The sequence below is a fragment of the Stenotrophomonas sp. 71799_Sma genome, assembly GCF_056482505.1.
In genome coordinates this window covers 838,893-862,745 of sequence record NZ_CM151202.1, presented here as the reverse complement: position 1 = coordinate 862,745, position 23,853 = coordinate 838,893, and the positions used below count along the sequence as shown (strand labels likewise).

Sequence of the window (23,853 nt, the reverse complement as noted above, 5' to 3'; positions counted from 1 at the left end):
ACGTGGACGACAGGGCCCGCCATTGGCGGGCCTTGTTGTTTGGGAACCTGGCTCTGGTAGATGCCCACCTTGGTGGGCATTCGTTGCCGCGCACCCGCCCTGGGTTTTCCACACCGCACGTGGAAAGCGATGGGGGTTTGGTGTGGACAAGTCCCTGCGAGCCACGCATTGCAATGGTTTCGAAGGGTGGCAATTTTTTGTCCAGACAGAATCCGGGTTTTCCACATGCGCCGTGGAAAGCGATGGGAACTACGTGTGGACAAGTAAGTGGGAGTGTTGCCACGCAAGCGTTTCGAAGCATGGCGAAAATTTATCCACACTGCCCGGGCAATCCCTGCAGAGCCGACCCCATGCTCGGCTCCGGCTGGCATCAGCCGAGCATGGGCTCGGCCCTGCAGCGATACGCAGGGTTTTCCACACCGTGCGTGGAAAGCGGTGGGGGTTTGGTGTGGACAAGTACTTGCGAGCCCTGTGCCGCAGGCGCTTCAGAGCATGATCAATTTTTGTCCACGCATGCAACCGACGCCGGAAACGCGAACGCCCCGCACAAGGCGGGGCGTCTTGGGTCGATCCGATGCCGCTGGATCAGACGTTGAAGCGGAAGTGCAGGATGTCGCCTTCCTGCACGCGGTATTCCTTGCCTTCCAGGCGCAGGCGACCGGCTTCCTTGGCACCGGCTTCGCCCTTGTACTTGATGAAGTCGTCATACGCGATGGTTTCAGCGCGGATGAAGCCCTTCTCGAAGTCGGTGTGGATGACCGCGGCGGCCTGCGGGGCGGTGGCGCCCTTGCGCACGGTCCACGCACGGACTTCCTTCACGCCGGCGGTGAAGTAGGTCTGCAGGCCGAGCAGGCTGTAGGCCGCGTTGATCACGCGGTTCAGGCCCGGCTCGCTCAGGCCCAGATCGGCCAGGAAGGTATCGCGGTCTTCGTCATCGAGCTGGGACAGCTCCTCTTCGATCGCGGCCGACACCGGCACCACCTGCGCGCCTTCGGCGGCAGCATGCGCACGCACGGCTTCCAGGTGCGGGTTGTTGTCGAAACCGTCTTCCAGCACGTTGGCAATGTACATCACCGGCTTCAGGGTCAGCAGGAACAGATCGCGCACCAGCGCCTTCTCTTCCTCGTCCAGGCCCACCGAACGGCCGGACTTGCCGTCGGACAGCGCCGCCTGCAGCTTGGCCAGCACCGGCTTGCGCGCCGCGGCGTCCTTGTCACCACCCTTGGCCGCACGCTCGGCGCGGTTCAGCGCCTTCTCGACGCTGTCCAGGTCGGCCAGCGCCAGCTCGGTATCGATGGTTTCGATGTCCGAGATCGGGTCGACCTTGTTGTTGACGTGGATGACGTCGGCGTTCTCGAAGCAGCGCACCACGTGGGTGATCGCATCGACTTCACGGATGTGCGCCAGGAACTTGTTGCCCAGGCCTTCACCGCTGGCGGCACCGGCAACCAGGCCGGCAATGTCGACGAATTCGACCGCGGTCGGGATGACCTTCTGCGGGTTGATGATCGCTGCCAGCTCGTTCAGGCGCGGATCCGGCACCGGCACGATGCCGACGTTCGGTTCGATGGTGCAGAACGGGAAGTTCGCCGCGGCGATACCCGCCTTGGTCAGCGCATTGAACAGGGTCGACTTGCCGACGTTGGGCAGGCCGACGATGCCGCATTTGATACCCATGGGTTGAATCCGGGTTTGAGTGTAAGTGGATGATTCGGGATTCAAGGCTCGCCTGCGGGCATGCCTTCAATCCCCAATCGTCCTTCCAGTAGCCCGCGCTAGAACGCGGCGTACAACCTGTGACGTTCTGCGTACGCTTTCAGCAGTTCTTCAAGCTGGCCCTCGTCGACCAGTGCATAGAATCGCCCATCCAGCGCATCAAGTGCTGTTTCGACTTCATCGTCGAGCCACCCGTCAGCACGATAGATCTGCAGGCGTCTTTGCGCATGATGATCTTCCATGGCCTCATTGCCAAACAGTAGCTGCTGGGCAGCGAGCACGATGTCTCGCACGCCAAGCTGCTGCATCTCCCCAAGCCCTGCAAGCGCTTCAGCAATGTAGGCGCCAGCAGAATTGAGGAAATAGGCATCAAGCCCTCCACGATAGACATCATTGATGAGCGCGTTGATCGCAAAGTAACGCTGATCCTGCACTGACAATCCGGCAAATCCACAACCGTTCCCGTGGACCTGTTCGATCAACCAATGCCAATGCCGCCCCTCTGCGGATTCTCCGAAGCGCTTCCGCTCTTCGCGAATCTCCCGATCCCGCGTTCTCGCCATTTCCATGCTTTGCCGCGTTCCATTCCGGCACGGCATGCAGAGCCCATTGTTCCGGGCCGCCGTCGCCAGCAGGATCATGGCGCCACACACGGTGCAGGGAGTACGCGGGTCGGTCATGGTCAGCGCGGAGTGTGCAGCCGCTTCATCGCTTCGCTGAAATCGCCCTGCACCGCCAGCGGCAGCACGTCGATCGCATCATCGATGGCGCGCGCGATCAGCACGTCGTCGTCCTTCGACGGGCGCCCAAGCACCCAACCCACCACGCGGTCCTTGTGGCCGGGGTGGCCGATGCCCACGCGCAGGCGATGGAACTTGCCGTGGCCGAGCAGGCGGATGGTGTCGCGCAGGCCGTTCTGGCCACCGTGGCCACCGTCGAACTTCAGCCGCGCCACGCCGGGCGCCAGGTCAAGTTCGTCGTGTGCGAGCAGCGTTTCTTCCGGTTCGATCTTCCAGAACCGCTGTGCGGCGGTGACCGACTTGCCGCTGAGGTTCATGAAGGTGGCGGGCTTGAGCAGCCACACCGTCTGCCCGGCGATCTCGACCTTGGCGGTCTCACCGAACAGCTTGCTGTCCACATTCCATCGTGCACCGGCTTTTTCCGCCAGGGCCTCAACGAAATGAAACCCGGCATTGTGCCGGGTCCGGGCGTGTTCCGATCCGGGGTTGCCCAGACCGACGATCAGTCGCAGTCCTGCCATGGTTCCTTCCAATACGGTGCCTGCCCGGAGGCAGGCACCGTAGCGGTATTACTCGGCGGCAGCCGCTTCTTCGTCAGCCGCGTCGGCCTTGCCGGCCTTGGCGGTGACGATGGCGTCGTCGTGGTCCTTGCCCAGCGCCAGGGCCGGGATTTCCACGCCCTTCGGCAGCTTGATGTTGGACAGGTACACCACGTCACCGGCCTTCAGCTCGCCCAGGTCGACTTCGATCGACTCCGGCAGGTCCTTCGGCAGGCAGGTGATGGTCACTTCCTTCAGTTCGTGGGTGACCACGACGTCGGCAGCCTTGCCGGCCGGCGAGGTGTCTTCGTTGATGAAGTGCAGCGGGACCGAAGCGGTCAGGGCTTCGTTCTCGTTCACGCGCTGGAAGTCCAGGTGCATGATCAGCTGCTTGTACGGGTGGCGCTGCATGTCACGCAGCAGGACCTTCTGCACCTGGCCGTCCAGGTTCAGGTCCAGGATCGAGGCATAGAACCACTCGTTCTGCTGGGCCAGCCAGATTTCGTTGTGGTCCAGGCTGATGGCGACCGGCTCGGCGTTGCCGCCGTACACGATGGCCGGGATCACACCAGCGTGACGCAGGCGGCGGCTCGCACCCTTACGCTGCAGTTCACGCTTGGTGACCTTGATTTCATGGGTCTTCGACATTTTCGACTACTCAGGTTGTTGCCTTGCCTTGCGGCGTGGCGGTTGAAGATGCTTCCGCGACCAGAAGCACCCGGGGTATGTCCCCGCCGTTGCCGGCAGGGACGAAAAACTCAGTCGACGTACAGCGAGCTGACCGACTCGCCGAAGGCGATGCGGCGCATCGTTTCGGCCAGCATTTCCGCCACGCTCAGCTGGCGGATCTTGCTGCACACCCGCGCCGCGTCCTTCAGCGGGATGGTGTCGGTCACCACCAGCTCGTCGAGCTGGGAATTGGTGATGTTGTCCACCGCCGGGCCCGACAGCACCGCGTGGGTGCAGTAGGCGGCGACCTTGAGCGCACCGCGCGCCTTCAGGGCAGCGGCAGCGGCGCACAGGGTGCCGGCGGTGTCGACGATGTCATCGACCATCACGCAGGTCTTGCCTTCGACGTCACCGATGATGTTCATCACGGTGGAGACGTTGGCGCGCGGGCGGCGCTTGTCGATGATCGCCAGGTCGGCGTCATCCAGGCGCTTGGCCACCGCACGGGCGCGGACCACGCCGCCCACGTCCGGCGACACAACGATCAGGTTCTCGGTGCCGTAGGCGCGCCAGATGTCGGCCAGCAGCAGCGGGGACGCATACACGTTGTCCACCGGAATATCGAAGAAGCCCTGGATCTGGTCGGCGTGCAGGTCGACGGTCAGCACGCGATCAGCGCCAGCGGTGCTGAACATCTTCGCCGCCAGCTTGGCGGTGATCGGCACGCGCGAGGAACGCATGCGGCGATCCTGGCGCGAGTAGCCGAAGTACGGCACCACGGCGGTCACGCTGGCCACCGATGCGCGCTTGAGCGCGTCGATCAGCACCAGCAGTTCCATCAGGTTTTCCGCGCTCGGCGCGCAGGTCGGCTGGATCACGAACACGTCCTGCTTGCGGACGTTCTCTTCGATTTCCACCTGCACTTCACCATCGGAGAAGTGCGAGACCAACGCCTTGCCCGGGCGAACCCCCAGTTCCTTGCAGATGTTCTGCGCCAGACGTTTGTTGGCGTTGCCGGAAAAGACCAGCAGGTTCGGGGACTCTTGCATCATGATTGTCTCGGGCGGGGACGAGTGGCGGGGATCCGGAGTCGGCAAGGACCCGATGGACCCTTGCTGCTGACAACACCGCGGTTGTTTCCACGTCCCGCGCAGGCGATGCGCTGGAAGGCGCGGACACAGCCGCTATTGGCAGGGGCGGTAGGATTCGAACCTACGAATGCCAGGATCAAAACCTGGTGCCTTGGGCCTCTTGGCGACGCCCCTGCATTGATAAATCAGTGTTGCTCGAGTGCATCCAGCAGTGGCGAACGCGCAACGCCCGCTGCCACCCTTGCCCGCAACTCCTTCGGCAACTTCGACCGTCCCTGCTCTGCGGCAGACTGCGATGCGAACTCGACGAAACAACCACTTCCCGAACCGGTCAGCCGCGCCGTGCCGATGTCGCTCAACGCTGCGAACGCTGCCTCGACGGCAGGCTCACGGCGGCGCAGCACCGGTTCGAACGCGTTCCCGACCAGGGTTCCGGAAGCGAAGTCCTCTATTTTCGCCACTGGGCTGTCGCGCGTCAAATCCGGGTCTGCGAACAGGGCCGGGGTGGGAACATGAACGCCCGGTTCAACCACCACATACCAGGCCGGTTCCAGCACGATCGGCTGCAGGCGCTCGCCCACCCCTTCGGCCCAGGCATTGCGCCCGCGCACGAACACCGGCACGTCCGCACCCAGGCGCAGGCCCAGCGCGGCAAGCGCGTCCTCGTCCAGACCGGCCCGCCACAGGCGGTTCAGCACCACCAGCACGGTGGCGGCATCGGACGAACCGCCGCCGAAGCCGCCACCGGCAGATACATGCTTTTCAACGACGATGTCCGCACCTTGCGCGACATTTGCCACTTCTTTGAGCAATCGCGCGGCACGCACCGCCAGATCATCGGCCTCGGCCACGCCAGCCAGCCCCTCGCCCTGCCGGCGCACCTGGCCGTCTTCACGCAGGCGCAGGCCGATGCGGTCGCCCCAGTCCAGCAGCCGGAACACGGTCTGCAGCTCGTGGTAACCGTCGGCGCGGCGGCCGGTGATATGCAGGAACAGGTTCAGCTTGGCCGGGGCCGGCCACCAGGACCAGCCCGCGTCGTCGACTGCCCCGCTCATGGCGCGCCCTGCCCCCACTGGTCCACCAGCAGGCGTACCTTGGCGTCGCCATTGCTGGCTTCGATCCGGCGCGGCAACGCCGGGCGCCCGGCCTCGGCCGGGTACCAGTCCAGGTACTGCACCTGCCAGCCCATCTGCTGCATGCGACGCGGCCGGCCTTCACCATCGCGCTCGACCTTCTCCGGGCCAGCGGCGTCGCCGGCCACCAGGCCAAGGATCCACTCCGGCAGCTGGTTGACCGGAATGTCCCAGCCGGTCGCCTCCAGCAGCAGCTGCTGGGCATCCTCGCCATCGCGCGGACCGCCGGCCAGCCCTTCCAGGCGCCCAGCTTCGGAATGGGTATCGCCGGTCAGCTTCCAGCTCTGCCGGGTCACCGGCGCGCTCAATTCGACCACGTAGCGGCGGCCGTCCTGCTTCCAGTCGATGCGGCCACTGCCGCCATCCTTGCCCTTGCTGACCGCGACCCGGCCCTGGAAGGCCCAGTCCGGCTGTGCCTGCAGCGCGGCCACGCGTGCGGCCTCGGCCTGCGCCGCTTCGGCCGAAACGATCTCGACCACCGCCGGCGCCGGGGTCTTCTGCGTGCCCACGCTGGTGCAGGCGCTGACCGCCAGGGTCGCGGCCGCCAACAGCAGCGGCCGGATCAGGAAAACACTCATGGATTGAATTTCTCGCGGGCGCGCAGCAGCGCGCGGTTTTCAGGGTCGAGCTTGGCCGCTTCCTCGAAGAAATGACGGGCCTCATCGTGCTTGCCCAGCACCCACAGCACTTCGCCAACGTGCGAAGCGATCTCCGGGTCCTTGGCCAGGGTCCAGGCCCGGCGCAGCTGCACCAGAGCCTCTTCCTTGCGGCCCAGGCGATACAGCACCCAGCCGTAGCTGTCGACGATGGCGGCGTTGTCCGGTTCGGCCACGCGGGCGCGGTCGATCAGCTCCAGTGCTTCCTGCAGGCGGCCGGTGCGATCGGCCAGGGTGTAACCCAGCGCGTTCAAAGCCGGCACGTTCTCCGGCTCCGTCACCAGGATCTTGCGCAGATCGGCCTCGGCGCGCGGGATGTCGTCGCGGCGTTCCCAGGTGAGCGCTCGGGCGTACAGCAGGCCGTTGTCATCCGGGTAAGCGGCCAGGCCGCGGGCCAGCGCATCCAGTTCACCGGCGCTGTCGTCGGCGCGCTGGCGCAGTTCGGCTTCCAGCAGGTAGGCGTCGCGGCGCACGTCGTCGTCGACCACCGCATCGGACTGGATCGCATGCACTTCGTCCAGCGCCAGCGGCAGACGCCCGGCCAGGGCCTGGGCATTGGCCGCGCGCAGGCGCGCCTCGCTCAGCTCATCGCCACCGGGCACGCTGTGGTACCACTGCACCGCCTCGGGATAACGCTTCAGGTACTCGGCGATCTTGCCCAGCAGCAGGCGCTGCGCCGGGTCCGGCTTGGCCGCCTGCCGCGACAGTTCGTTGTAGAGATTGGACAGCGCGGCCTTGTCGCCCTGCTTGGCCAGCAGCGAGGCCCGCATGCCCCAGGTCTGCACGTCCTGCGGGCCGAACGCCAGCACGCGCTCGGCGGCGGACGGCTGGCCGAGACTGTCATAGGCAATGGCCACCGCATTGCGCAGTTCCGGGTCCTGGCGGGTCTTCGGCTCCACATCGTGCAGCAGCGACAACGCCTTGCCGGTCTCGCCCGCCTGTTGCAGCTGGCTGGCACGCAGCAGCGCCACACGTGGCTCTTCCGGGAAGCGCTTGACCACTTCATCGATCATGCGCCGGGCCAGCTCGGGCTTTTCCATGCGCAGGGCAAGGCGGCCAAACTCCTGCCAGGCTTCGATCTTCGGCGGAATGGCATTGGCGTCGACCAGCTCACCCAGCACCTGCGCGGGCACCGCTGGATCACGGCCGCCACCGATCAGTGCGGCCAGGGCGAACTTCCAGCCGCGCTCGTCGGGGTCGGCCAGCAGGCCCTGCAGTTCGGTGCGGGCAGCCTTCACATCGCCCTGGCGCATGGCCAGCGCACCGGCCGCACTGCGCATGGTCAACGAACGCGGGGCGCGCTGCTGCCACAGGGCCAGGCCCTTGGCGGCGCTGGCATCATCGTTGGCGAGCATGGAAATGCGGGTCGCGCGCTCGGCCAGGCCGGCGTCGCCGTCGGTCTGCTGGGCCGCCTGCAGGTACCAGCGCGCGGCCTCGGCCAGCTTGCCGGCCTGCAGGGCAAATTCCCCGGCCATCACCGGTTCCAGCGCCAGTTGCTCAGTGGCCGCGGCCCGCACGGGGGCCTTGGCCGGCACCGCTGCCAGGGCCTGGCTGCAGGCCAGGGACAGCAGCAGAACACTGGGGATGCGAATCAATGCGGGCATCGTCGGCATCGGGGCCTTAAAATGTCGTCCAATGGCCAGCAGCTTATCGCAAGCAACTGAACAATGACCCTGTGGGTGCTCGGACTGAATCACCAGACCGCACCGGTGGAGCTGCGCGAACGCGCGGCCTTCGCCGGTGAGGCGTTGCCGCGCGCGCTCGGTTCGCTGCGCGATACCCCGCAGATCGCCGAGGCGGTGCTGCTGTCCACCTGCAACCGCACCGAGCTGTACGCCGTGGCCGATTCGGCACAGGCGCTGGACCAGTGGCTGCACACCCAGGCCGGCGACCTGCAGGGCTACCTGTACCAGCACGCCGACGCCGAGGCCGTGCGCCACCTGTTCCGGGTCGCCACCGGGCTGGACTCGATGGTGCTGGGTGAACCGCAGATCCTCGGCCAGGTGAAGGATGCCTGGTCGACCGCGCGCGACCATGGCCTGCTCGGCCAACGCCTGGACCGCCTGTTCCAGCAGACCTTCTCGGTGGCCAAGCGTGCGCGCACCGATACCCAGGTCGGCGCCAACCCGGTATCGGTGGCGTCGGCGGCGGTGCGCCTGGCGCAGAACGCGTTCGCGCGGCTGGACGATTCCACCGTACTGCTGGTCGGTGCCGGCGAGACCATCGAACTGGCTGCACGGCACCTGAGCGAAGGCAAGGTACGCCGGCTGCTGATCGCCAACCGCACCCTCGCCCACGCGCAGGAACTGGCCAGCCGACATGGTGGCGTGGCGCTGCCGCTGACCGAACTGGACCGCCACCTGGGTGAGGCCGACGTGGTGTTCTCGGCCACCGCTGCGCGCGAACCGGTGATCCATCGCGAAATGGTGGCCAAGGCCCTGCGCGCGCGCCGGCACAAGCCGATGCTGCTGTTCGACCTGGCCGTACCGCGCGACATCGAGGCCGAGGTCGGCACGCTCAACGATGCCTTCCTCTACACCGTAGACGATCTCGAACGCGCGGTGGAAGACAACCGCCGTGGCCGCCGCGAGGCCGCCGCCGAAGCCGAGGCGATCATCGACCTGCAGGTGTCGCGCTTCGTCGAGACCCAGCAGGCCAGCGCCCATCAGGCGCCGCTGCGGCAGCTGCGCGCGTTCGGCGAAGCCACCCGTGCCGAGCTGCTGGAGCGCGCACGCCAGCAACTGGCCAACGGCAAGCCGGCCGACGAAGTGCTGGAGCTGCTTGCCCACGGCCTGACCAACCGCCTGCTGCATCCGCCGACCGCCGCCCTGCGTGCGGCCGCGCTGAGTGGCGATGCCGACCTGACCCGCGCCGCCGAGCGCCTGTTCCCGGCCACGCCGGGTTACCGCCACCCACCCGTGAGACCCGATGACGCCGACCCTGCGCCGTAAGCTGGAAGCGCTGGCCGAGCGCCGCGAAGAACTGGAACGCCTGCTCGCCGAACCCGATGTGGTCGCCGACAACACTCGTTTCCGCGACCTTTCGCGCGAATTCGCCCAACTTGAACCGATCGCCATCGCCCTGGCCGATGAAGCCCGTGCCAAGGCCGATCTGGCCGCCGCCGAAGGCATGCGCGCCGACCCGGACCTGCGCGAGCTGGCCGATGAGGAAATCGCTGCTGCACAGGCGCGCCTGCAGGAACTGGAGCAGGAGCTGGCGCTGCTGCTGGTGCCGCGCGACCCGCGTGACGAAGGCAACCTGTTCCTGGAAGTGCGCGCCGGTACCGGCGGCGACGAGGCCGCGATCTTTGCCGGCGACCTGTTCCGCATGTACGCCCGCTACGCCGAGCGCCAGGGCTGGAAGGTCGAGATCGAATCGGACAGCCCGGGCGAGCATGGCGGCTACAAGGAAGTGGTGGCGCGCGTGGTCGGGCGTGGCGCGTTCTCGCGCCTGAAGTTCGAATCGGGCACGCACCGCGTGCAGCGCGTGCCGGCCACCGAATCGCAGGGCCGCATCCATACCTCGGCGGCCACCGTGGCGATCATTCCCGAGGCCGATGAGGTCGATGACATCGTCATCAACCCGGCCGACCTGAAGGTGGATACGTTCCGTTCGTCCGGTGCCGGCGGCCAGCACGTCAACAAGACCGAATCGGCCATCCGCATCACCCACGTGCCGACCGGCGTGGTGGTGGAATGCCAGACCGAGCGCAGCCAGCACGCCAACCGCGACAAGGCGATGAAGCGCCTGAAGGCACAGCTGCTCGATGCCGAGCGCCAGCGCCAGGACGCCGCGCAGGCCGAGTCGCGGCGCCTGCAGGTGGGCAGCGGTGACCGCAGCCAGCGCATCCGCACCTACAACTTCCCGCAGGGCCGGATCACCGACCATCGCGTGGAAGGCCTGACCCTGTACGACCTGCCCAACGTGCTGGCCGGCGACCTCGACCCGCTGCTGCAGCGGCTCAGCCACGAGCACCAGGTCGACGCCCTGGCCCAGTTGTCGGCGGGCTGAGTCGCATGTCGGCCTGGCAGCAGCGGCAGCACCTGCAACAGGCGATTGCACGCCAGCCGGGCGACTTCGTCGCCTGGGTGATGCTGGCGGACCTGGAACTGGAAGCCGGCGACATCGCCGCCGGCGAGCAGGCCGCGCGCCGTGCACTGCAGCTGCGCCCGAACCACCCTGAAGCACTGGCACGGCTGGGTCGCGTGGCCTGGATGGCCGGCGCGCATGCCGATGCGGCGAAGCTGCTCGGCCAGGCCTCGGCCTTGGCCCCGCAGCACCCGGGCATTGCGCTGTGGCTGGGCCATGCGCTGGAAGATGCCGATGATGCCGAAGGCGCGGCAGCAGCCTATCGCCGTGCGCATGCACTGATGCCGGGCGAACCCTATATCGCCGCCCAGCGCCTGGCCTGGCAGCGTCGCCTGTGCGACTGGCAGGACGTGGACGTGCTGGCGGCACAGGTACGTGGTGCACTTGCCTCTGGGCAGGGCGTGGTCGAACCGTTCGCGTTCCTCAGCGAAGATGCCAGCGCAGCCGAGCAGTTGGCCTGCGCGCGTGCCCGTGCATCCGCCGTTGCCACTTCAGTGCGGCCGTTGCCGCCAGTGAAGGTGCGTTCCCAGGGCCCGCTGCGGGTCGGCTTCCTTTCCAATGGTTTCGGCGCCCATCCCACCGGATTGTTGACCGTGGCCCTGTTCGAGCAGTTGCGTCATGACCCGGCGTTGCAGCTGCACCTGTTCGCGTTGAACCACGATGACGGCAGCCGCATCCGCCAGCGCCTGCAGGTGGCCACGCAGCTGCATGATGTGGCCGCGCTGCGCCATGCAGACACTGCTGCACGCATCCGCGCACAGGGCATCGACCTGCTGTTCGACCTGCGCGGCTGGGGCGGCGGCGGTACGCCGGAAGTGCTGGCGATGCGCCCTGCCCCGCTGCAGTTGAACTGGCTGGCCTATCCCGGCACGTCCGGTGCGCCGTGGATGGATGCGGTGATCGGCGACAGCTTCGTTCTGCCGCCGTCACTGGAACCCCACTACAGCGAGCGCGTACTGCGCCTGCCGCGTGCGTTCCAGCCCTCGGACAACACCCGCTTGCTCGAACCGGCACCGTCCCGGGCCGAGTGCGGCCTGCCCGAACAGGGCGTGGTGTTCTGCTGCTTCAACAACAGCTACAAGCTCAATCCATGCAGCATGGGCCGCGCCTTCGCGGTGCTGCAGGCGGTACCCGGCAGCGTACTGTGGCTGCTGTCCGGTCCCGGCCAGGCCGACGCGCGCCTGCGCAGCGCCGCACAGGCCGCTGGCCTGGATCCGGCACGCCTGGTGTTCATGGCCAAGCTGCCACATCCGCAGTACCTGGCTCGCTATCCGCTGGCCGACCTGTTCCTCGACACGCATCCGTACAACGCGCACACCACCGCGTCCGACGCACTATGGGCCGGCTGCCCGGTGCTGACCTGCCCCGGCGACACCTTCGCCGCGCGCGTGGCCGGCAGCCTCAATCACCATCTGGGGCTGGCACGGATGAATGTCGCCGACGATGCGGCATTCATCGCCACCGCCAGTACGCTGGGCAATGACCCGTCGGCGCTGGCCACGCTGCGCGCCGAAGTGGCCCAGGCACGCGAGCGCAGTGGATTGTTCGACATGGCCAGCTTCGCCCGCGACCTGTCGGCGCTGCTGCAGCGACTGGCCGGCGAGCATGGCTGGCAGGGCCTCGACATCGCCTGAGCGATCCCTGCGCTACGCTCGGGCTCCCTCCCCGCGTGGTGTGATGATGGCCAAGCTCAAGCGCAAGGACTACGACGAACTGCTGCTGCCGCTGCAGCTGGAACTGACCGCGATGGCGCGCTGGGTGCAGCACAGCGGGCAACGCCTGCTGGTGCTGTTCGAAGGCCGTGATACCGCAGGCAAAGGCGGCGCGATCCAGGCCATCAGCCAGCACCTCAACCCACGCCAGTGCCGGGTGGTGGCACTGCCCAAGCCCACCGACCGCGAAGCCACGCAGTGGTATTTCCAGCGCTACGCCTCGCACCTTCCTGCCGCCGGCGAGATCGTGCTGATGGACCGCAGCTGGTACAACCGTGCCGGCGTGGAGCGGGTGATGGGCTACTGCAGCGAAACCGAGTACCAGCAGTTCCTGCATCAGGCGCCGGTATTCGAGCAACTGCTGGTGGACGACGGCATCCTGCTGTTCAAGTACTGGCTGTGCGTGGATCAGGAACAGCAGGAAAAACGCTTCGCCGAGCGCCACCTCGATCCGCTGAAGGGCTGGAAGCTCTCCCCGGTGGACCTGAAATCCCGCAGCAAGTACAGCGCCTACACCGAGGCCCGCGAGGCGATGCTGCGCGCGACGCATCGCGAGGCAGCACCGTGGACGCTGGTGGATTTCAACGACCAGCGGTTGGGCCGGCTGACGCTGGTGCGCAACCTGCTGGACCGGTTGCCGGACACGCGGGTGGATGCACCGTTGCCGGAGCTGCCGAAGCTGAAGGGCAAGCTGCATCGCGAGCACTACGATGTACTGAAGCCGATCGAGGACTTCCCGGTCGAAGATTAGGGTGGGTCGGCAGGGCCTGCGGCCCTGCACCTGCTCAACGCAACGGCAACAGCAACAGCGGCTATCCGCGGGATGGCGGGGCGGTGTGGGTGGGCAGGACACGCCGTAGACCCGTCCATGGGGGCTCGATGGCGCCATCCATGGCGCCAACGGTCCTGCCCACCCACACCGCCCCACCTCTGACAGATCCCTGCGGCTGTTGGTAGGTGTCGACCTTGGTCGACACAGTAGATCCACGCCATGCGTGGATGCTTTTCGATTCCCATTCGAAATATTCGATTCCGATGGAGATTCATCCACGCATGGCGTGGATCTACTGCAGATCGCGGAGATCTGTCGAAGGCGGGGTGGGTCCGGTTGCGGGGGCGTGAGCCGCATGGGCCCGAGGCATGCCTCGGGCGGGTTGGGCAGGAGGCCCAACCCCGGTCTTGCCGTGTGCGCAGGACAGCGCACACGAGCAAGCGGCTGCCAAGCCTACATGGACGTACTTGCAGCGGCCCCCGCAACCGGCCCCACCCCGCCATCCCTCAGGAGACCCGCCTTTGCTTCGGCTGTTGCCGTTGCTGTTGCTCTGGCCTCCACGGGTGCAGGGCCGCAGGCCCTGCCGACCAACCCACTACTTTGCGCTGGCGATCTGCTTTTCGATGTCGGCGGCCGTCACTGGGCCGAGGAAGGTGTGCGCCAGCTTGCCCTGCGGATCCAGCAGATGCGTCAACGGCAGGCCACGCGGCGTGGCGAAGTCCGCCGGCGGATCGAACGGGTCCACGATCACGATCGGATAGGTCACCGGGTGCTTGGTCAGGAACGACTGCATCTCCGGCACCTCGATATCCTCATAGGCCAGGCCAACCACCTCGATGTTGCTGCGCATCGCATGCAGCGCCGACAGCTCCGGCATCTCCTTGCGGCACGGGGCACACCAGGTCGCCCAGAAATTCACGATCACCCACTTGCCGCGGTGCGCGGCCAGGTCGTAGTCGCTGCCATCCACCGCCTTCATCCTCAGCGTCGGGAACTCGGCAGTGGTGCGCTCGGCCGGGGTCTCTTCGACCGGTGCCGGTGTGGTCGGCGTCGGTGCCTGTGCTGGCGGCTGGCTGCTGGCGGGGGTCGGCTCCTGGGCCGGTTTGCAGGCCGACAGCGCCAGCAACAGGGCCAGCGGGAGCAGCAACGGGGTCTTGCGGGTCATGGCATGTCTCCGGAATCGGTGTAGATATCGCTGACCTTGCGCTTGAGGCGTTCGCGCAGGGGCAATCGCAGATCGTCCAGTGCCGCCAGCGCAGCACGGCCCAGTGTGTCGTCGCGGTATGGCAGATGCTGCTCGGCTACCGGAATGCGCAACTGGGTACATTCGTACAGATCGGCCAGGCTGACCTGGTCCAGGTCGCGCGAGAGCAGCCATTCGCCACGTTCATCGCGGCGCAGCAGGCCGATCTCCTGCAGGTTGCAGGCCAGGTCCTGCAGCAGCGAATCGGTCAGCATCGGCTCCAGCCGCAGGATTTCATCATCGGCCAGGCCCTTGCCCTTGGCTCGGGCATGGTGGAAGCGGCCGAGCAGGCGCAGCAGGCCATAGAACTCGTAGCCCTGCGGCAGGCGCAGTTCCACCGGCTGGTAGCGGAAGGCGGCCATCGACGAGGACAGCGACGCGCCCAGCAGCACCGCCACCCAGCACAGGTAGATCCACAGCAGCAGGATCGGCACGAAGGCGACCGTGCCGTAGAGCTTCTGGTAGGACTGGAAGCTGCCCAGGTAGGCGCCGATGCCCCACTTCACCAGTTCCAGGATGACCGCCGCGAGAATCGCGCCGGGCACCGCGTGCCGCCATTTCACGGTGTGGTGCGGCACCACCCGGAACATCAGCGTGATGCAGACGAACTCGATCAGGATCGGCGCCAGCCGCAGCGCGAACTCGGCCAGCCAGCGGCCCTCCTGGGTGCCGAACAGTGGCATCGCGAACACCCGCGCCGACACCGCCAGCGAAGCGGCAGCGAGCATTGCGCCCAGGGTCAGCACGGTCCAGTAGACCAGGAAGCGGGTCAGCTTGGGCCGGGTCGAGCCGACCCGCCAGATCTGGTTGAAGGTCTCTTCAACGCTGTTGAGGGTGATCAGCAACGAGACCACCAGTGCGATGAAGCCGGCAGCCGTGAGCTGGCCGGCACTGGCCGAGAACTGCCGCAGGTAGCCTTCGGCCGCACGCGCGGCGTTGGGCACGAAGTTGGAGAAGACGTAATCGCTGAGCTGGTCGCTCCAGCGGTCGAAGACAGGGAAGGCCGAGAGCACGCCGAACACCACGATGGCCAGCGGCACCAGCGCGAACACCGTGGTGTACGCGAGCGCCGCCGCCGCCTGGAACAGGCGGTCGTCGAGGAAGCGATGCCACAGGAAGCGGCCGAAACTGATGGCCCGTGCGCGATCCCGCGCGCGCTCCATCCACAGGTTGAGCGTATCCAAAGGTTCCATCGGCGAAAGGGTACCCGATGCGGAATGCTCGCAGGATAGCCATACTGGTGGCCACACGACGAGGAGAAGCGGGCACGATGGGCGAGATTCTGGTGCTGTACTACAGCCGGGGCGGTTCAGTGGCACGGCTGGCGCGCCAGATCGCGCGGGGCATCGGCGAAGTGCCGGGCATGACCGCGCGCCTGCGCACAGTGCCGCCGGTGGCCGCCGTGACCCAGACCGCACAACCTCCGGTCCCCGACGATGGTGCCCCCTACGTGAGCGTGCAGGACCTGGTCGAATGCCAGGGCCTGCTGCTTGGCAGCCCCACCCGCTTCGGCAACATGGCGGCGCCGGTCAAGCACTTCCTGGACGGGCTGGGCGCCGAATGGGTCAACGGCACCCTCTCCGGCAAGCCGGCCGGCGTGTTCACCTCCACCGCCTCGATGCATGGCGGCCAGGAATCGACCCTGCTGTCGATGCAGGTGCCGCTGCTGCACCATGGCTGCGTGATCGTCGGCATCCCGTTCACCGAGCCGGCGCTGAGCCACACCACCAGTGGCGGCACGCCGTATGGCGCCAGCCATGTGGCCGGTGCAGCCGACGACCCGCAGCCGACCGACGATGAAGCCGTGCTGGCGCGCGCGCTGGGCCGCCGGGTGGCCGACATCGCGCAGCGGTTGGCCCGATGAGCGCCGCGCCGCGCACGGCCCTGCTGCTGGCCCTGATGGGGCTGGCCGCGCTGTTCGCCGGCTGGTTCATCAATGACAAGCACTGGCTGGCCACCCAGCTGGTGTTCACCGCGCCGCCGCTGGCGTTGGCCGTTGCCCTGCGACTGGGCTGGCGCAAGGCCGGTTTCTGGGCCTCGGTGCTGGCCCTGGGCTGGTTCAGCCACGGGGTGATGAGTGCCTGGAGCCACCCGGAAACACGCTGGCTGGCGCTGATCGAGATCGCGCTGGCCCTGCTGGTGATCTTCAGCGCCAGCCTCCCCGGGCTGCGCGCCCGCTTCGGCAAGCGACGCTGACGCTGCGCCCGCCGGGCCGTATCATCTGTGTTCCTGGCCCCGCGCCGCTGTACCTGTCCTGGTTTCGCGCATGCACATGATGGAAGAGCTCCTGGTCGTCACCACCGGTGGCACGATCGACAAGATCTACTTCGACGACAAGTCGGACTACCAGATCGGCGACCCCCAGATCGGCATGATCCTGCGCGAGCTGGGCGTGACGTTCCGCTTCAACGTGATTCCGATCCTGCGCAAGGATTCGCTGCACATCAACGATGAGGACCGCGAACTGATCCGCGCCACCATCGCCGCGCAGCCGACCCGCCACGTGCTGGTGACCCACGGCACCGATTCGATGGTGCAGACCGGCCAGGTGCTGGCGACGATCCCGGACAAGACCATCGTGATGACCGGCGCGCTGAGCCCGGCGCGTTTCCGCGGCTCGGATGCGGAGTTCAACATCGGCTGCGCGATCGGTGCGGTGCAGTCGCTGCCGAGCGGCGTGTACATCGCGATGAACGGGCGGATTTTCGACCCGCAGCACGTGCGCAAGAACGTGGCCGCGAACCGCTTCGAATCGGTGTGAGGAACAGCGTGCCGACCAAGGTCGGCACCCACCACGACGCGGCGGCTCGCATCACCGCGCGTCCCCATGCAAAAACGCCCCGGCCGGAGCCGGGGCGTGCCCATGGAGAGGGGCTTGGGCTCAGTACTGGGCGTTGAGAGTCAGGCCCGAGAAGGTGCTGTAGGCCTTCACCCGCACATACCACGTGCCGGCAGCCGGACTGTTGATGGTGCAGGTCTCGCTGTTGCCGCTCAGGTACGGGCGGCAGGTGTAGGCGGTATCGGTCGGGGCACTGCCCTGGCGCACGTACAGGTCGGCATCACCGCTGCCGCCACTGATCGCCACGCGCAGCTGGGTGCTGCCGGCCGGAACGTTCACGGTGTAACTCAGCGAAGCGCCACTGGCAGCGCCGAGGCCGGTGACCGGAACGTTGTTCTGCAGGACGTTGCCACCCGGGTTCGGGCCGCCACCGTTGATCGCCGCAGCCACGGCCGCGTCGGCGTCGATGATGCCGGCGCCGCAGCCGCCCGAGCAGGCGCCCGGCAGCGGACGTGCAGTGCTCTTGATGATGCTCTCCACCTGCGCCGGGCTCAGCGGGCTCGGGGCTACGGACTGCATCAGCGCGACCACGCCGGCCACGTGCGGTGCCGCCATCGAGGTGCCGTTGTACGAAGCGTAGCTGGCACTGCCCGGGGTGGTGGTGCCGCTGTTGAGGGTGGACAGGATGCCCTGGCCCGGTGCCGAGATATCGATGCCGTTGCCATAGTTGGAGAAGCTGGCACGCGCACCGGCCGAGGTGGTGGCCGCCACTGCGATCACGTTCGGGCAGTTGGCCGGCACCGACGAGGACACGTTGGTGTTGCTGTTGCCGGCGGCGACCACCACGGTGGTGCCACGCCCGACAGCGCCATTGATCGCGTTCTGGTAGGTGGTCGAACAGCTGCCGCCGCCGCCCAGCGAGAGGTTGATGACCTCGGCCGGATTGGCATTGGCCGGCACGCCGCTGACGCTGCCGCCGGACGCCCACACGATCGCGTCGGCAATGTCGGAGGTGTAACCGCCGCACTTGCCGAGCACGCGCACCGGCACGACCTTGGCGTTGAACGCAGTACCTGCCACGCCGGTGCTGTTGTTGGTCACCGCCGCTACCGTGCCGGCCACGTGGGTACCGTGCCAGCTGGAGTTCGAACCCGGGTAGCCCGCCTGGCACTCGTTGTCGCCGTACCAGTCGCCCTCATCGTTCGGGTTGTTGTCGCGGCCGTTGCCGTCGCGCGCCATCGCCGCATCACTGATGAAGTCGTAGCCCGGCAGGATGTTGGCATTGAGGTCGGCGTGATTGGTGATGCCGGTGTCGATCACCGCCACGACCACACCGGTGCCGGTGGCCTTGTCCCAGGCCGGCCGGATGTTGATGCCGGCATTGGAGGTGCCGAAGCCCCATTGCTCGCTGAAGCGGGTGTCGTTCGGGGTCAGCGTGGCGCGCATGATCTGGTCGACTTCGACGTATTCCACGTTCGGGTCGGCGGCCAGCTTACGCATCAGCTGCTCGGATTCGGCCTGGTCGAGCGGACGATCGGTCCTGACCAGGGTCGGGCCGACGGCCAGCTTGCGGACCTGCTGCAGGCCCAGCGCACGGCCCTGGCTGCTGGCCAGGCCGGCGGCGGCACTCTTCAGTGAAGAGGCCAGTGCGGTGGTGTTGGCCACCGGGGCACTGCCGTCGCGGTACTTCACGATGAAACGCTGGTGGGTCTGTGCGGACTGCAGGCCGCTGAGCTGGACATCACCGGCCAGCGCAGGCGTGGCCAGCAGCAGCGATGACAGAACGGACGCACCAAGGACCACCCACACTCGACGCACACGCGGTTGCGTTACCTGGGACATCGTATTTCCCTTTCTTGTGGTGTGAATGCCGGAATCGGCAGAAGCACCGGCCCGAACCCTGGGCTGGCTTGCGTTGGCGAGGTTCGAAGTCCGGCGAGCCAGCGGATCCCCCTAACGATCCGCCGTGCAGATGACGCTAATGACCAAAACCGGACACCACAAGATTTTCAGCGTCTTTTCAGCAAGATGAAATGTTCGTTCTGAGACTTTCCGGGTCGAGGGTTTGTGAAGGTGAAGGAACTTTCTCCTGCCCTGCACGCACCTGACTGGGTCATCACGTGTCCTGCGATGACTTTGCCGACATCGGCGTCCACTGCTGACACCAACGACGGCGCAGCGTGCCCGCGGCGTGCCTGCCCATCGCGTCGGACGCGCTGACTACTTTGCCTGCGGGAGGCGCGCCGGCCGGATCCGCTGCCCTTTGACCGGCTCGCCGCGTGCAACTGGCTGGTCATCGGCCACATAACCGGAGAACTGTGCCGGGAGCGCTTCGCCGACACCGAACACGGGCCCGGCCTGCAGCTGGTAGTGCAGGTGCGGCTCGGAGGAGTTGCCGCTGTTGCCACAGTCACCGAGGTGCGCGCCGCTGCGGACAGCCTGTCCCTGCGCCACACGCACACTGCCCTGGCGCAGGTGCGCCAGCACCGAGTATTCCTCGTTGCCGTGGTCGAGGATGACGCGGTTGCCGGTGAGCTGGGCGGCATTCATCTGGCCCGGCACGTTGTCGGCGACACCCTCGATCACCTCCACCACCGTGCCGTCGGCGGGCGCGAGGATCGGGCGACCGAAGCAGTAGTAATCATCGTTGCGCAGGCCATCGCCACGGTGCGAGCGGCCATCGCGGACCACCAGCAGATCCAGCGCGAAGCGCTGGCCGGCATGGGCCGCATGGTAGTTCTGTTCGACGGTACGCCCGCCCCAGAACACGTAGTACTCATCGTTGAACGGCAGTTGCAGCCGTGTGCGGGTCTGATAGTCGAGGAATCCGCTCGCTGCGGCCTGCGGTGGCGTGGTCTGGAGCGGGCGGATGTAGAAGCCGCCAATCCGCCCGTCGGCATCGATGGCCCACAGCACCTGGATGACGTCTGGGCTCCTGGCGAAGCGCGCCTGCCGCAGATAGGTGTCGAATCCATCAACCTTCTCGACCTTCTCACTGACCAGCTCGGTTTCTGCGCCCCAGCCCGCCAGCACCTGCTCGCGCAGCGCCACCAGGTTCTGCGGGGACTGCAGCCCCGCCTGCATCTGCGGCGTCATCCGTTCCCACAGGGCGTCGATGTGCCCTTCGTAGAACTGTGTGGTCAGCGTGGCTCCCTGATGGCGCGGATCTGCGGCCGCGGCCGCGCCGATGAGGGCAGAGAAGGAAACGACCAGAACTGCAAACAGGCGCGGGAGCAATGTCATGTCAGGCGTCCTTTCGATCCGGATCGGGAATGCCGGCAACGATCGCCGCCAGCTGTGTGCGGTACTCGGCCAAGGCAGTGCGGCCCATCGGCGTCAACTGCAGGGTGGTCAGCGGGCGCTTGCCGCGGAACGACTTGTCGATGGCGACCAGTCCAGCAGCCTCCAGCTTGCTCAGATGGCTGGACAGGTTGCCCTTGCTCAACCCGCTGAGATGTTCGACAAAACCGAACTCGGCGGATTCGGCACCTGCCAGGATCGACAGGATCAGCAGGCGTGCCGGCTCGTGGATCAAGCGGTCGAGCTGGAGCAGCGCTCTGGAGTCAGGCAGCTGGGTCATTCGGCGTTCGTCCGCGCCGCCATGAACGCGCGCATCTCTACCTGCAGCCGGTGGAAGCGCTGGTGGTCACGCCAGCCGACCACGATCAGTGCGATGGATGCCAGCGGGAACACCGCCGTGCTCGGGCCGAAGCCATACGTCTGCCCGGTGAAGGCCAGCGCAGCCTGGCACAACAGGAACACGCCCACGATGAACTCCAGCGGTGTACGCAGCCAGCGCCACACCACCCAGGGCAGCAGCGCTACCACGGCCAGGTAACCGATGGCGCGCAGGTCCCAGGGCAGCTCGCCCATCGGCGCCAGCCGGGTCAGCACGCTGCCGATCACCAGCACGCTTACCAGCGCGGTGAAGGCAATGAAGAAGCGCTGGAAATTGCGCTCGACCGGCGTGACCTGCTCCTCGACCTGGCCCAGCCGCTGGTAGTAACGGCGTGCCAGCCATTGCTTGCCGACGATCCACAGCACCGGCACGGCAATCAGCACGATGCGCAGCGCCAGGGTGGTCGGCAGCAGCGCGCCGGCAAGGAACGAGGCCAGGCAGGCAATGCCGCCTGCCATCGCCGACAGGCCCCCGGCACTTCGCGAGTACCGCGAATATTCACGGGTCAGCGCCTGCAGGCGCGAGGAAGGATCAATGACGGACGGCTGCTGCATGACACGCTCCATCGGGGTCGCTTGAATTTAGTTTGCAATGCAAACCTATTTGCGTCAAGCGCCCGCCTGCTGCGGTCGACGGGCGGGCCCACAACGCAGAAAGCCCGTCACTGGGACGGGCTTTCAAGAAGCGCCGCCGGGCATGGCCCGGCGCTACCGGTTCAACGCGGGCGATCAGCCCAGCTTGACCAGCCAGTTGTGGCGGTCCGGCAGGCGGCCGTACTGGATGTCGGTCAGTTCCTTGCGCAGCGACATGGTCACTTCGCCGGCCGGTGCGTTGATGTCGCCCACCGAGAAGCCTTCGCCCTTCAGCTGGCCGATCGGGGTGACCACCGCAGCGGTACCGCAGGCGAACACTTCGGCGATCTCGCCCGAGGTCACACCCTGCTTCCACTCATCGATGGTGACCTTGCGCTCTTCGACCTTCATGCCGCGGTCGCGGGCCAGCTGCAGGATGCTCTCGCGGGTGATGCCTTCGAGGATGCTGCCGGACAGCTGCGGGGTAACCAGCGTGCCGTCCTTGTAGACCAGGAACACGTTCATGCCACCCAGTTCTTCCAGGTACTTGCCTTCGACCGGGTCGAGGAACAGCACCTGCGAGCAGCCCTGTGCCTGTGCCTTCTGCTGCGGCAGCAGCGAGGCGGCGTAGTTGCCACCGCACTTTGCGGCACCGGTGCCACCCTTGGCCGCACGTGCGTACTCGGTCGACAGCCAGATCGACACCGGGGCGACGCCCTTGGCGAAGTACGGGCCGGCCGGGCTGGCGATGACGTAGTAGCCGGCCTTGTGCGCGCCGCGCACGCCGAGGAAGGCTTCGTCGCCGATCATGAACGGACGGAAGTACAGGCTCGACTCATCGGCCGACGGCACCCAGGCGCTGTCGACGGCGATCAGCTGCTTCAGCGATTCAACGAAGATCTCCACCGGCAGTTCCGGCAGCGCCAGGCGCTGCGCCGAACGCTGCAGGCGACGGCCGTTGGCATCCGGGCGGAAGGTCCAGATCGAACCGTCGGCATGGCGGTAGGCCTTGATGCCCTCGAAGATTTCCTGGCCGTAGTGCAGCACGGCCGCGGCCGGGTCCAGCTGCAGCGGACCGTAGGCGCGCACGTTGGCGTTGTGCCAGCCGGTGTCCTTGTCCCAGCGCACTTCCACCATGTGGTCGGTGAAGTGCAGGCCGAAACCCGGCTTCTCCAGGATCTGGGCGCGCTCTTCAGCGCTGCGCGGGTGGTCCGAACGGGTGACGGCGAAGCTGGGAATGGACTGGGACACCGGAGATTTCCTGTTCTGGTTGCGGGTAATGCCCGGCCCGCGTCACTGCGGGCCGTGGGTCAAAGCATGCCGGTCTCGAGCCGGGCCGCCTCGGACATCATGTGCTGGTTCCACGGCGGGTCGAACACCAGGTCGACGTCGGCCTCGGCCACCGTCGGAATCATTTCGAGCTTGCTGCGCACGTCGTCGACCAGGATCTCGCCCATGCCGCAGCCCGGTGCGGTCAGGGTCATCTTCACGTCGATCTCGCGCTTGCCTTCGTCCAGGTGCTTGATCTCGACCTCGTAGACCAGGCCCAGTTCGACGATGTTCACCGGAATTTCCGGATCAAAGCAGGTGCGCAGCTGCTGCCACACCAGCTGTTCCACCTGTTCATCGGTGGCGTCAGCCGGCAGCTCGAGCGGTGCCGGTGCCTCCTTGCCGATGGCGTCGCCGTCCTTGCCGGCGATGCGGAACAGGTTGCCCTCGACGAACACCGAATAACTGCCGCCCAGCGCCTGGGTGATGTACCCATAGCTGCCGGCGGGCAGGATCACGGTGTCGCCCTGCGGGACCATCACGGCCTCGCAATCGCGTTCGAAGTGGACAGGTTCGCTGCTACGGGAATACATGGGGACCGATATGGGGCCGTGGCCAAGGCCACGCAAGACGGCATTCTAGCCCAGCCGCCCTGCCGCCGCCGGTGCACTGCGGCAAACCACAGTATCCTGTGGGTGATCTTCAGGGAGCTTCGATGTCCTCCAATGCCGCGCGTGCCAGGACCGTGACCTGGCTCTGGCCCATCATGCTGTTGCTGGGTCTGCTTGTTGCTCCCCTCGCCTGGATGATGCTGGCGCTGATGACCGGCCGGCAGGTCGGCTGGATGGCGGTACTGACCGCCCTGGAACTGGTGTTCATGCTGCGCATGGGCACGCTGGGGCCGGGCCGGCTGCGCATCGCCCTGGTCGTGCTGGGCACCCTGCTGGTGGCGGCCGTGGCCAACTGGGCCATCGCCAGCGCGTGGATGGGCGGCTCGATCGGGCTGGACCTGTGGGACGCCACCCTGCGGATGGGCCCGCACCTGGCCTGGACCCTGATCACCCTCGCCAATGGCGCGATGGAATGGCTGTGGCTGGCCCTGGGCGTGGCCGTGGGCGCCTGGCTGGCGCGCTGACCCACCGGCAGGTAGTGCCGGCCGCTGGCCGGTAGAAGCGTGCGGACCAAGGTCCGCAC

24 protein-coding genes and 1 tRNA gene are annotated in these 23,853 nt (G+C 66.9%); 8 read left to right on the top strand and 17 right to left on the bottom strand.

Annotation, left to right across the window (positions count from 1 at the left end; all coding sequences use genetic code 11):
* Positions 1-585: 585 nt before the first annotated feature.
* The 9 genes from ychF to ACZK4Z_RS03855 form a co-directional block, all read right to left on the bottom strand.
* The gene (gene ychF, locus ACZK4Z_RS03895; RefSeq protein WP_049462700.1) at positions 586-1,677 is read right to left on the bottom strand and encodes a redox-regulated ATPase YchF; all 1,092 of its coding nucleotides are present in this window, start codon (positions 1,675-1,677) and stop codon (positions 586-588) included.
* Positions 1,678-1,775: 98 nt separating this feature from the next.
* Complete coding sequence (locus tag ACZK4Z_RS03890) at positions 1,776-2,357, bottom strand: DMP19 family protein (RefSeq protein WP_232528226.1); 582 nt, start codon at positions 2,355-2,357, stop codon at positions 1,776-1,778.
* 41 nt (positions 2,358-2,398) lie between these two features.
* Positions 2,399-2,977: an aminoacyl-tRNA hydrolase gene (gene pth / locus ACZK4Z_RS03885; protein WP_125895169.1), complete on the bottom strand. Its 579-nt coding sequence runs from the start codon at positions 2,975-2,977 to the stop codon at positions 2,399-2,401.
* A 48-nt stretch (positions 2,978-3,025) separates the two neighbouring features.
* Complete coding sequence (locus ACZK4Z_RS03880) at positions 3,026-3,643, bottom strand: 50S ribosomal protein L25/general stress protein Ctc (protein ID WP_014036085.1); 618 nt, start codon at positions 3,641-3,643, stop codon at positions 3,026-3,028.
* Between the two features lie 110 nt (positions 3,644-3,753).
* Positions 3,754-4,713, bottom strand: coding sequence for a ribose-phosphate diphosphokinase (locus ACZK4Z_RS03875; protein ID WP_005415400.1), 960 nt, complete (start codon positions 4,711-4,713; stop codon positions 3,754-3,756).
* Between the two features lie 139 nt (positions 4,714-4,852).
* A tRNA-Gln gene (locus ACZK4Z_RS03870) sits at positions 4,853-4,929 on the bottom strand.
* Positions 4,930-4,940: 11 nt separating this feature from the next.
* A complete protein-coding gene (gene ispE / locus ACZK4Z_RS03865; RefSeq protein WP_125895167.1) occupies positions 4,941-5,810 on the bottom strand; it encodes a 4-(cytidine 5'-diphospho)-2-C-methyl-D-erythritol kinase in 870 nt (289 codons plus the stop codon).
* Positions 5,807-6,466: a lipoprotein insertase outer membrane protein LolB gene (gene lolB / locus ACZK4Z_RS03860; RefSeq protein WP_478451189.1), complete on the bottom strand. Its 660-nt coding sequence runs from the start codon at positions 6,464-6,466 to the stop codon at positions 5,807-5,809. Before lolB ends, ispE begins: the two co-directional genes overlap by 4 nt.
* Positions 6,463-8,148 carry a tetratricopeptide repeat protein gene (locus tag ACZK4Z_RS03855; protein ID WP_180838369.1) on the bottom strand — a complete coding sequence of 562 codons (1,686 nt, stop codon included), beginning with the start codon at positions 8,146-8,148 and terminating at the stop codon, positions 6,463-6,465. Before ACZK4Z_RS03855 ends, lolB begins: the two co-directional genes overlap by 4 nt.
* 63 nt (positions 8,149-8,211) lie before the next feature.
* On the opposite strand from ACZK4Z_RS03855, the gene hemA reads away from it, so the two are divergent.
* Genes hemA through ppk2 form a run of 4 tightly spaced genes read left to right on the top strand, consistent with a single transcriptional unit; the run spans position 8,212 to position 13,096 of the window.
* Entirely contained in the window at positions 8,212-9,495 is a 1,284-nt protein-coding gene (gene hemA / locus ACZK4Z_RS03850) for a glutamyl-tRNA reductase (RefSeq protein WP_010481752.1), read from the top strand.
* On the top strand, positions 9,473-10,555 hold the full coding sequence (prfA, locus tag ACZK4Z_RS03845) for a peptide chain release factor 1 (protein WP_010481754.1): 1,083 nt from the start codon (positions 9,473-9,475) through the stop codon (positions 10,553-10,555). Before hemA ends, prfA begins: the two co-directional genes overlap by 23 nt.
* 5 nt (positions 10,556-10,560) lie before the next feature.
* The gene (locus ACZK4Z_RS03840) at positions 10,561-12,267 is read left to right on the top strand and encodes an O-linked N-acetylglucosamine transferase, SPINDLY family protein (RefSeq protein WP_478451188.1); all 1,707 of its coding nucleotides are present in this window, start codon (positions 10,561-10,563) and stop codon (positions 12,265-12,267) included.
* 46 nt (positions 12,268-12,313) lie between these two features.
* Positions 12,314-13,096 (top strand): polyphosphate kinase 2, encoded by a 783-nt coding sequence (gene ppk2 / locus ACZK4Z_RS03835; protein ID WP_024957330.1) that lies wholly within the window; start codon positions 12,314-12,316, stop codon positions 13,094-13,096.
* Positions 13,097-13,712: 616 nt separating this feature from the next.
* Here ppk2 and ACZK4Z_RS03830 read toward each other — a convergent pair.
* A complete protein-coding gene (locus tag ACZK4Z_RS03830) occupies positions 13,713-14,282 on the bottom strand; it encodes a TlpA family protein disulfide reductase (protein ID WP_121504922.1) in 570 nt (189 codons plus the stop codon).
* Positions 14,279-15,553, bottom strand: a complete 1,275-nt coding sequence (locus tag ACZK4Z_RS03825) for a YihY family inner membrane protein (protein ID WP_032130426.1) — start codon at positions 15,551-15,553, stop codon at positions 14,279-14,281. The genes ACZK4Z_RS03830 and ACZK4Z_RS03825 overlap by 4 nt, the downstream gene beginning before the upstream one ends.
* A 77-nt stretch (positions 15,554-15,630) precedes the next feature.
* Here ACZK4Z_RS03825 and wrbA point away from each other — a divergent pair, with 77 nt between their 5' ends.
* The 3 genes from wrbA to ACZK4Z_RS03810 all read left to right on the top strand — a co-directional run bounded on the left by wrbA (position 15,631) and on the right by ACZK4Z_RS03810 (position 17,121).
* Positions 15,631-16,224 (top strand): NAD(P)H:quinone oxidoreductase, encoded by a 594-nt coding sequence (gene wrbA / locus ACZK4Z_RS03820; protein ID WP_012510135.1) that lies wholly within the window; start codon positions 15,631-15,633, stop codon positions 16,222-16,224.
* On the top strand, positions 16,221-16,556 hold the full coding sequence (locus ACZK4Z_RS03815) for a DUF2069 domain-containing protein (protein ID WP_049422884.1): 336 nt from the start codon (positions 16,221-16,223) through the stop codon (positions 16,554-16,556). Before wrbA ends, ACZK4Z_RS03815 begins: the two co-directional genes overlap by 4 nt.
* 79 nt (positions 16,557-16,635) lie before the next feature.
* Complete coding sequence (locus ACZK4Z_RS03810; protein WP_032130424.1) at positions 16,636-17,121, top strand: asparaginase domain-containing protein; 486 nt, start codon at positions 16,636-16,638, stop codon at positions 17,119-17,121.
* A gap of 120 nt (positions 17,122-17,241) precedes the next feature.
* On the opposite strand, the gene ACZK4Z_RS03805 is transcribed toward ACZK4Z_RS03810, so the two are convergent.
* From ACZK4Z_RS03805 to sufT, 6 genes are all read right to left on the bottom strand, one after another.
* Positions 17,242-18,981, bottom strand: a complete 1,740-nt coding sequence (locus ACZK4Z_RS03805) for a S8 family peptidase (protein WP_100434086.1) — start codon at positions 18,979-18,981, stop codon at positions 17,242-17,244.
* A gap of 378 nt (positions 18,982-19,359) precedes the next feature.
* A complete protein-coding gene (locus ACZK4Z_RS03800; RefSeq protein WP_125895493.1) occupies positions 19,360-20,382 on the bottom strand; it encodes a M23 family metallopeptidase in 1,023 nt (340 codons plus the stop codon).
* A 1-nt stretch (position 20,383) separates the two neighbouring features.
* On the bottom strand, positions 20,384-20,719 hold the full coding sequence (locus ACZK4Z_RS03795; RefSeq protein ID WP_012510131.1) for a transcriptional regulator: 336 nt from the start codon (positions 20,717-20,719) through the stop codon (positions 20,384-20,386).
* The gene (locus ACZK4Z_RS03790) at positions 20,716-21,372 is read right to left on the bottom strand and encodes a hypothetical protein (RefSeq protein ID WP_049463522.1); all 657 of its coding nucleotides are present in this window, start codon (positions 21,370-21,372) and stop codon (positions 20,716-20,718) included. Before ACZK4Z_RS03790 ends, ACZK4Z_RS03795 begins: the two co-directional genes overlap by 4 nt.
* 174 nt (positions 21,373-21,546) lie before the next feature.
* Positions 21,547-22,641, bottom strand: a complete 1,095-nt coding sequence (locus ACZK4Z_RS03785; protein WP_004144913.1) for a branched-chain amino acid aminotransferase — start codon at positions 22,639-22,641, stop codon at positions 21,547-21,549.
* A 59-nt stretch (positions 22,642-22,700) separates the two neighbouring features.
* Positions 22,701-23,252: a putative Fe-S cluster assembly protein SufT gene (sufT, locus tag ACZK4Z_RS03780; RefSeq protein ID WP_125895494.1), complete on the bottom strand. Its 552-nt coding sequence runs from the start codon at positions 23,250-23,252 to the stop codon at positions 22,701-22,703.
* A 122-nt stretch (positions 23,253-23,374) separates the two neighbouring features.
* Between sufT and ACZK4Z_RS03775 the strand changes: the two genes are divergently transcribed.
* Complete coding sequence (locus ACZK4Z_RS03775; RefSeq protein WP_125895495.1) at positions 23,375-23,794, top strand: hypothetical protein; 420 nt, start codon at positions 23,375-23,377, stop codon at positions 23,792-23,794.
* Positions 23,795-23,853 lie beyond the last annotated feature (59 nt).

Bases quoted from the DNA above. Each gene is read 5' to 3' on its own strand.
- ychF (WP_049462700.1), bottom strand. From the start codon at position 1,677: ATGGGTATCAAATGCGGCATCGTCGGCCTGCCCAACGTCGGCAAGTCG.
- ACZK4Z_RS03890 (WP_232528226.1), bottom strand. From the start codon at position 2,357: ATGATCCTGCTGGCGACGGCGGCCCGGAACAATGGGCTCTGCATGCCG.
- pth (WP_125895169.1), bottom strand. From the start codon at position 2,977: ATGGCAGGACTGCGACTGATCGTCGGTCTGGGCAACCCCGGATCGGAA.
- ACZK4Z_RS03880 (WP_014036085.1), bottom strand. From the start codon at position 3,643: ATGTCGAAGACCCATGAAATCAAGGTCACCAAGCGTGAACTGCAGCGT.
- ACZK4Z_RS03875 (WP_005415400.1), bottom strand. From the start codon at position 4,713: ATGCAAGAGTCCCCGAACCTGCTGGTCTTTTCCGGCAACGCCAACAAA.
- ispE (WP_125895167.1), bottom strand. From the start codon at position 5,810: ATGAGCGGGGCAGTCGACGACGCGGGCTGGTCCTGGTGGCCGGCCCCG.
- lolB (WP_478451189.1), bottom strand. From the start codon at position 6,466: ATGAGTGTTTTCCTGATCCGGCCGCTGCTGTTGGCGGCCGCGACCCTG.
- ACZK4Z_RS03855 (WP_180838369.1), bottom strand. From the start codon at position 8,148: ATGCCCGCATTGATTCGCATCCCCAGTGTTCTGCTGCTGTCCCTGGCC.
- hemA (WP_010481752.1), top strand. From the start codon at position 8,212: ATGACCCTGTGGGTGCTCGGACTGAATCACCAGACCGCACCGGTGGAG.
- prfA (WP_010481754.1), top strand. From the start codon at position 9,473: ATGACGCCGACCCTGCGCCGTAAGCTGGAAGCGCTGGCCGAGCGCCGC.
- ACZK4Z_RS03840 (WP_478451188.1), top strand. From the start codon at position 10,561: ATGTCGGCCTGGCAGCAGCGGCAGCACCTGCAACAGGCGATTGCACGC.
- ppk2 (WP_024957330.1), top strand. From the start codon at position 12,314: ATGGCCAAGCTCAAGCGCAAGGACTACGACGAACTGCTGCTGCCGCTG.
- ACZK4Z_RS03830 (WP_121504922.1), bottom strand. From the start codon at position 14,282: ATGACCCGCAAGACCCCGTTGCTGCTCCCGCTGGCCCTGTTGCTGGCG.
- ACZK4Z_RS03825 (WP_032130426.1), bottom strand. From the start codon at position 15,553: ATGGAACCTTTGGATACGCTCAACCTGTGGATGGAGCGCGCGCGGGAT.
- wrbA (WP_012510135.1), top strand. From the start codon at position 15,631: ATGGGCGAGATTCTGGTGCTGTACTACAGCCGGGGCGGTTCAGTGGCA.
- ACZK4Z_RS03815 (WP_049422884.1), top strand. From the start codon at position 16,221: ATGAGCGCCGCGCCGCGCACGGCCCTGCTGCTGGCCCTGATGGGGCTG.
- ACZK4Z_RS03810 (WP_032130424.1), top strand. From the start codon at position 16,636: ATGGAAGAGCTCCTGGTCGTCACCACCGGTGGCACGATCGACAAGATC.
- ACZK4Z_RS03805 (WP_100434086.1), bottom strand. From the start codon at position 18,981: ATGTCCCAGGTAACGCAACCGCGTGTGCGTCGAGTGTGGGTGGTCCTT.
- ACZK4Z_RS03800 (WP_125895493.1), bottom strand. From the start codon at position 20,382: ATGACATTGCTCCCGCGCCTGTTTGCAGTTCTGGTCGTTTCCTTCTCT.
- ACZK4Z_RS03795 (WP_012510131.1), bottom strand. From the start codon at position 20,719: ATGACCCAGCTGCCTGACTCCAGAGCGCTGCTCCAGCTCGACCGCTTG.
- ACZK4Z_RS03790 (WP_049463522.1), bottom strand. From the start codon at position 21,372: ATGCAGCAGCCGTCCGTCATTGATCCTTCCTCGCGCCTGCAGGCGCTG.
- sufT (WP_125895494.1), bottom strand. From the start codon at position 23,252: ATGTATTCCCGTAGCAGCGAACCTGTCCACTTCGAACGCGATTGCGAG.
- ACZK4Z_RS03775 (WP_125895495.1), top strand. From the start codon at position 23,375: ATGTCCTCCAATGCCGCGCGTGCCAGGACCGTGACCTGGCTCTGGCCC.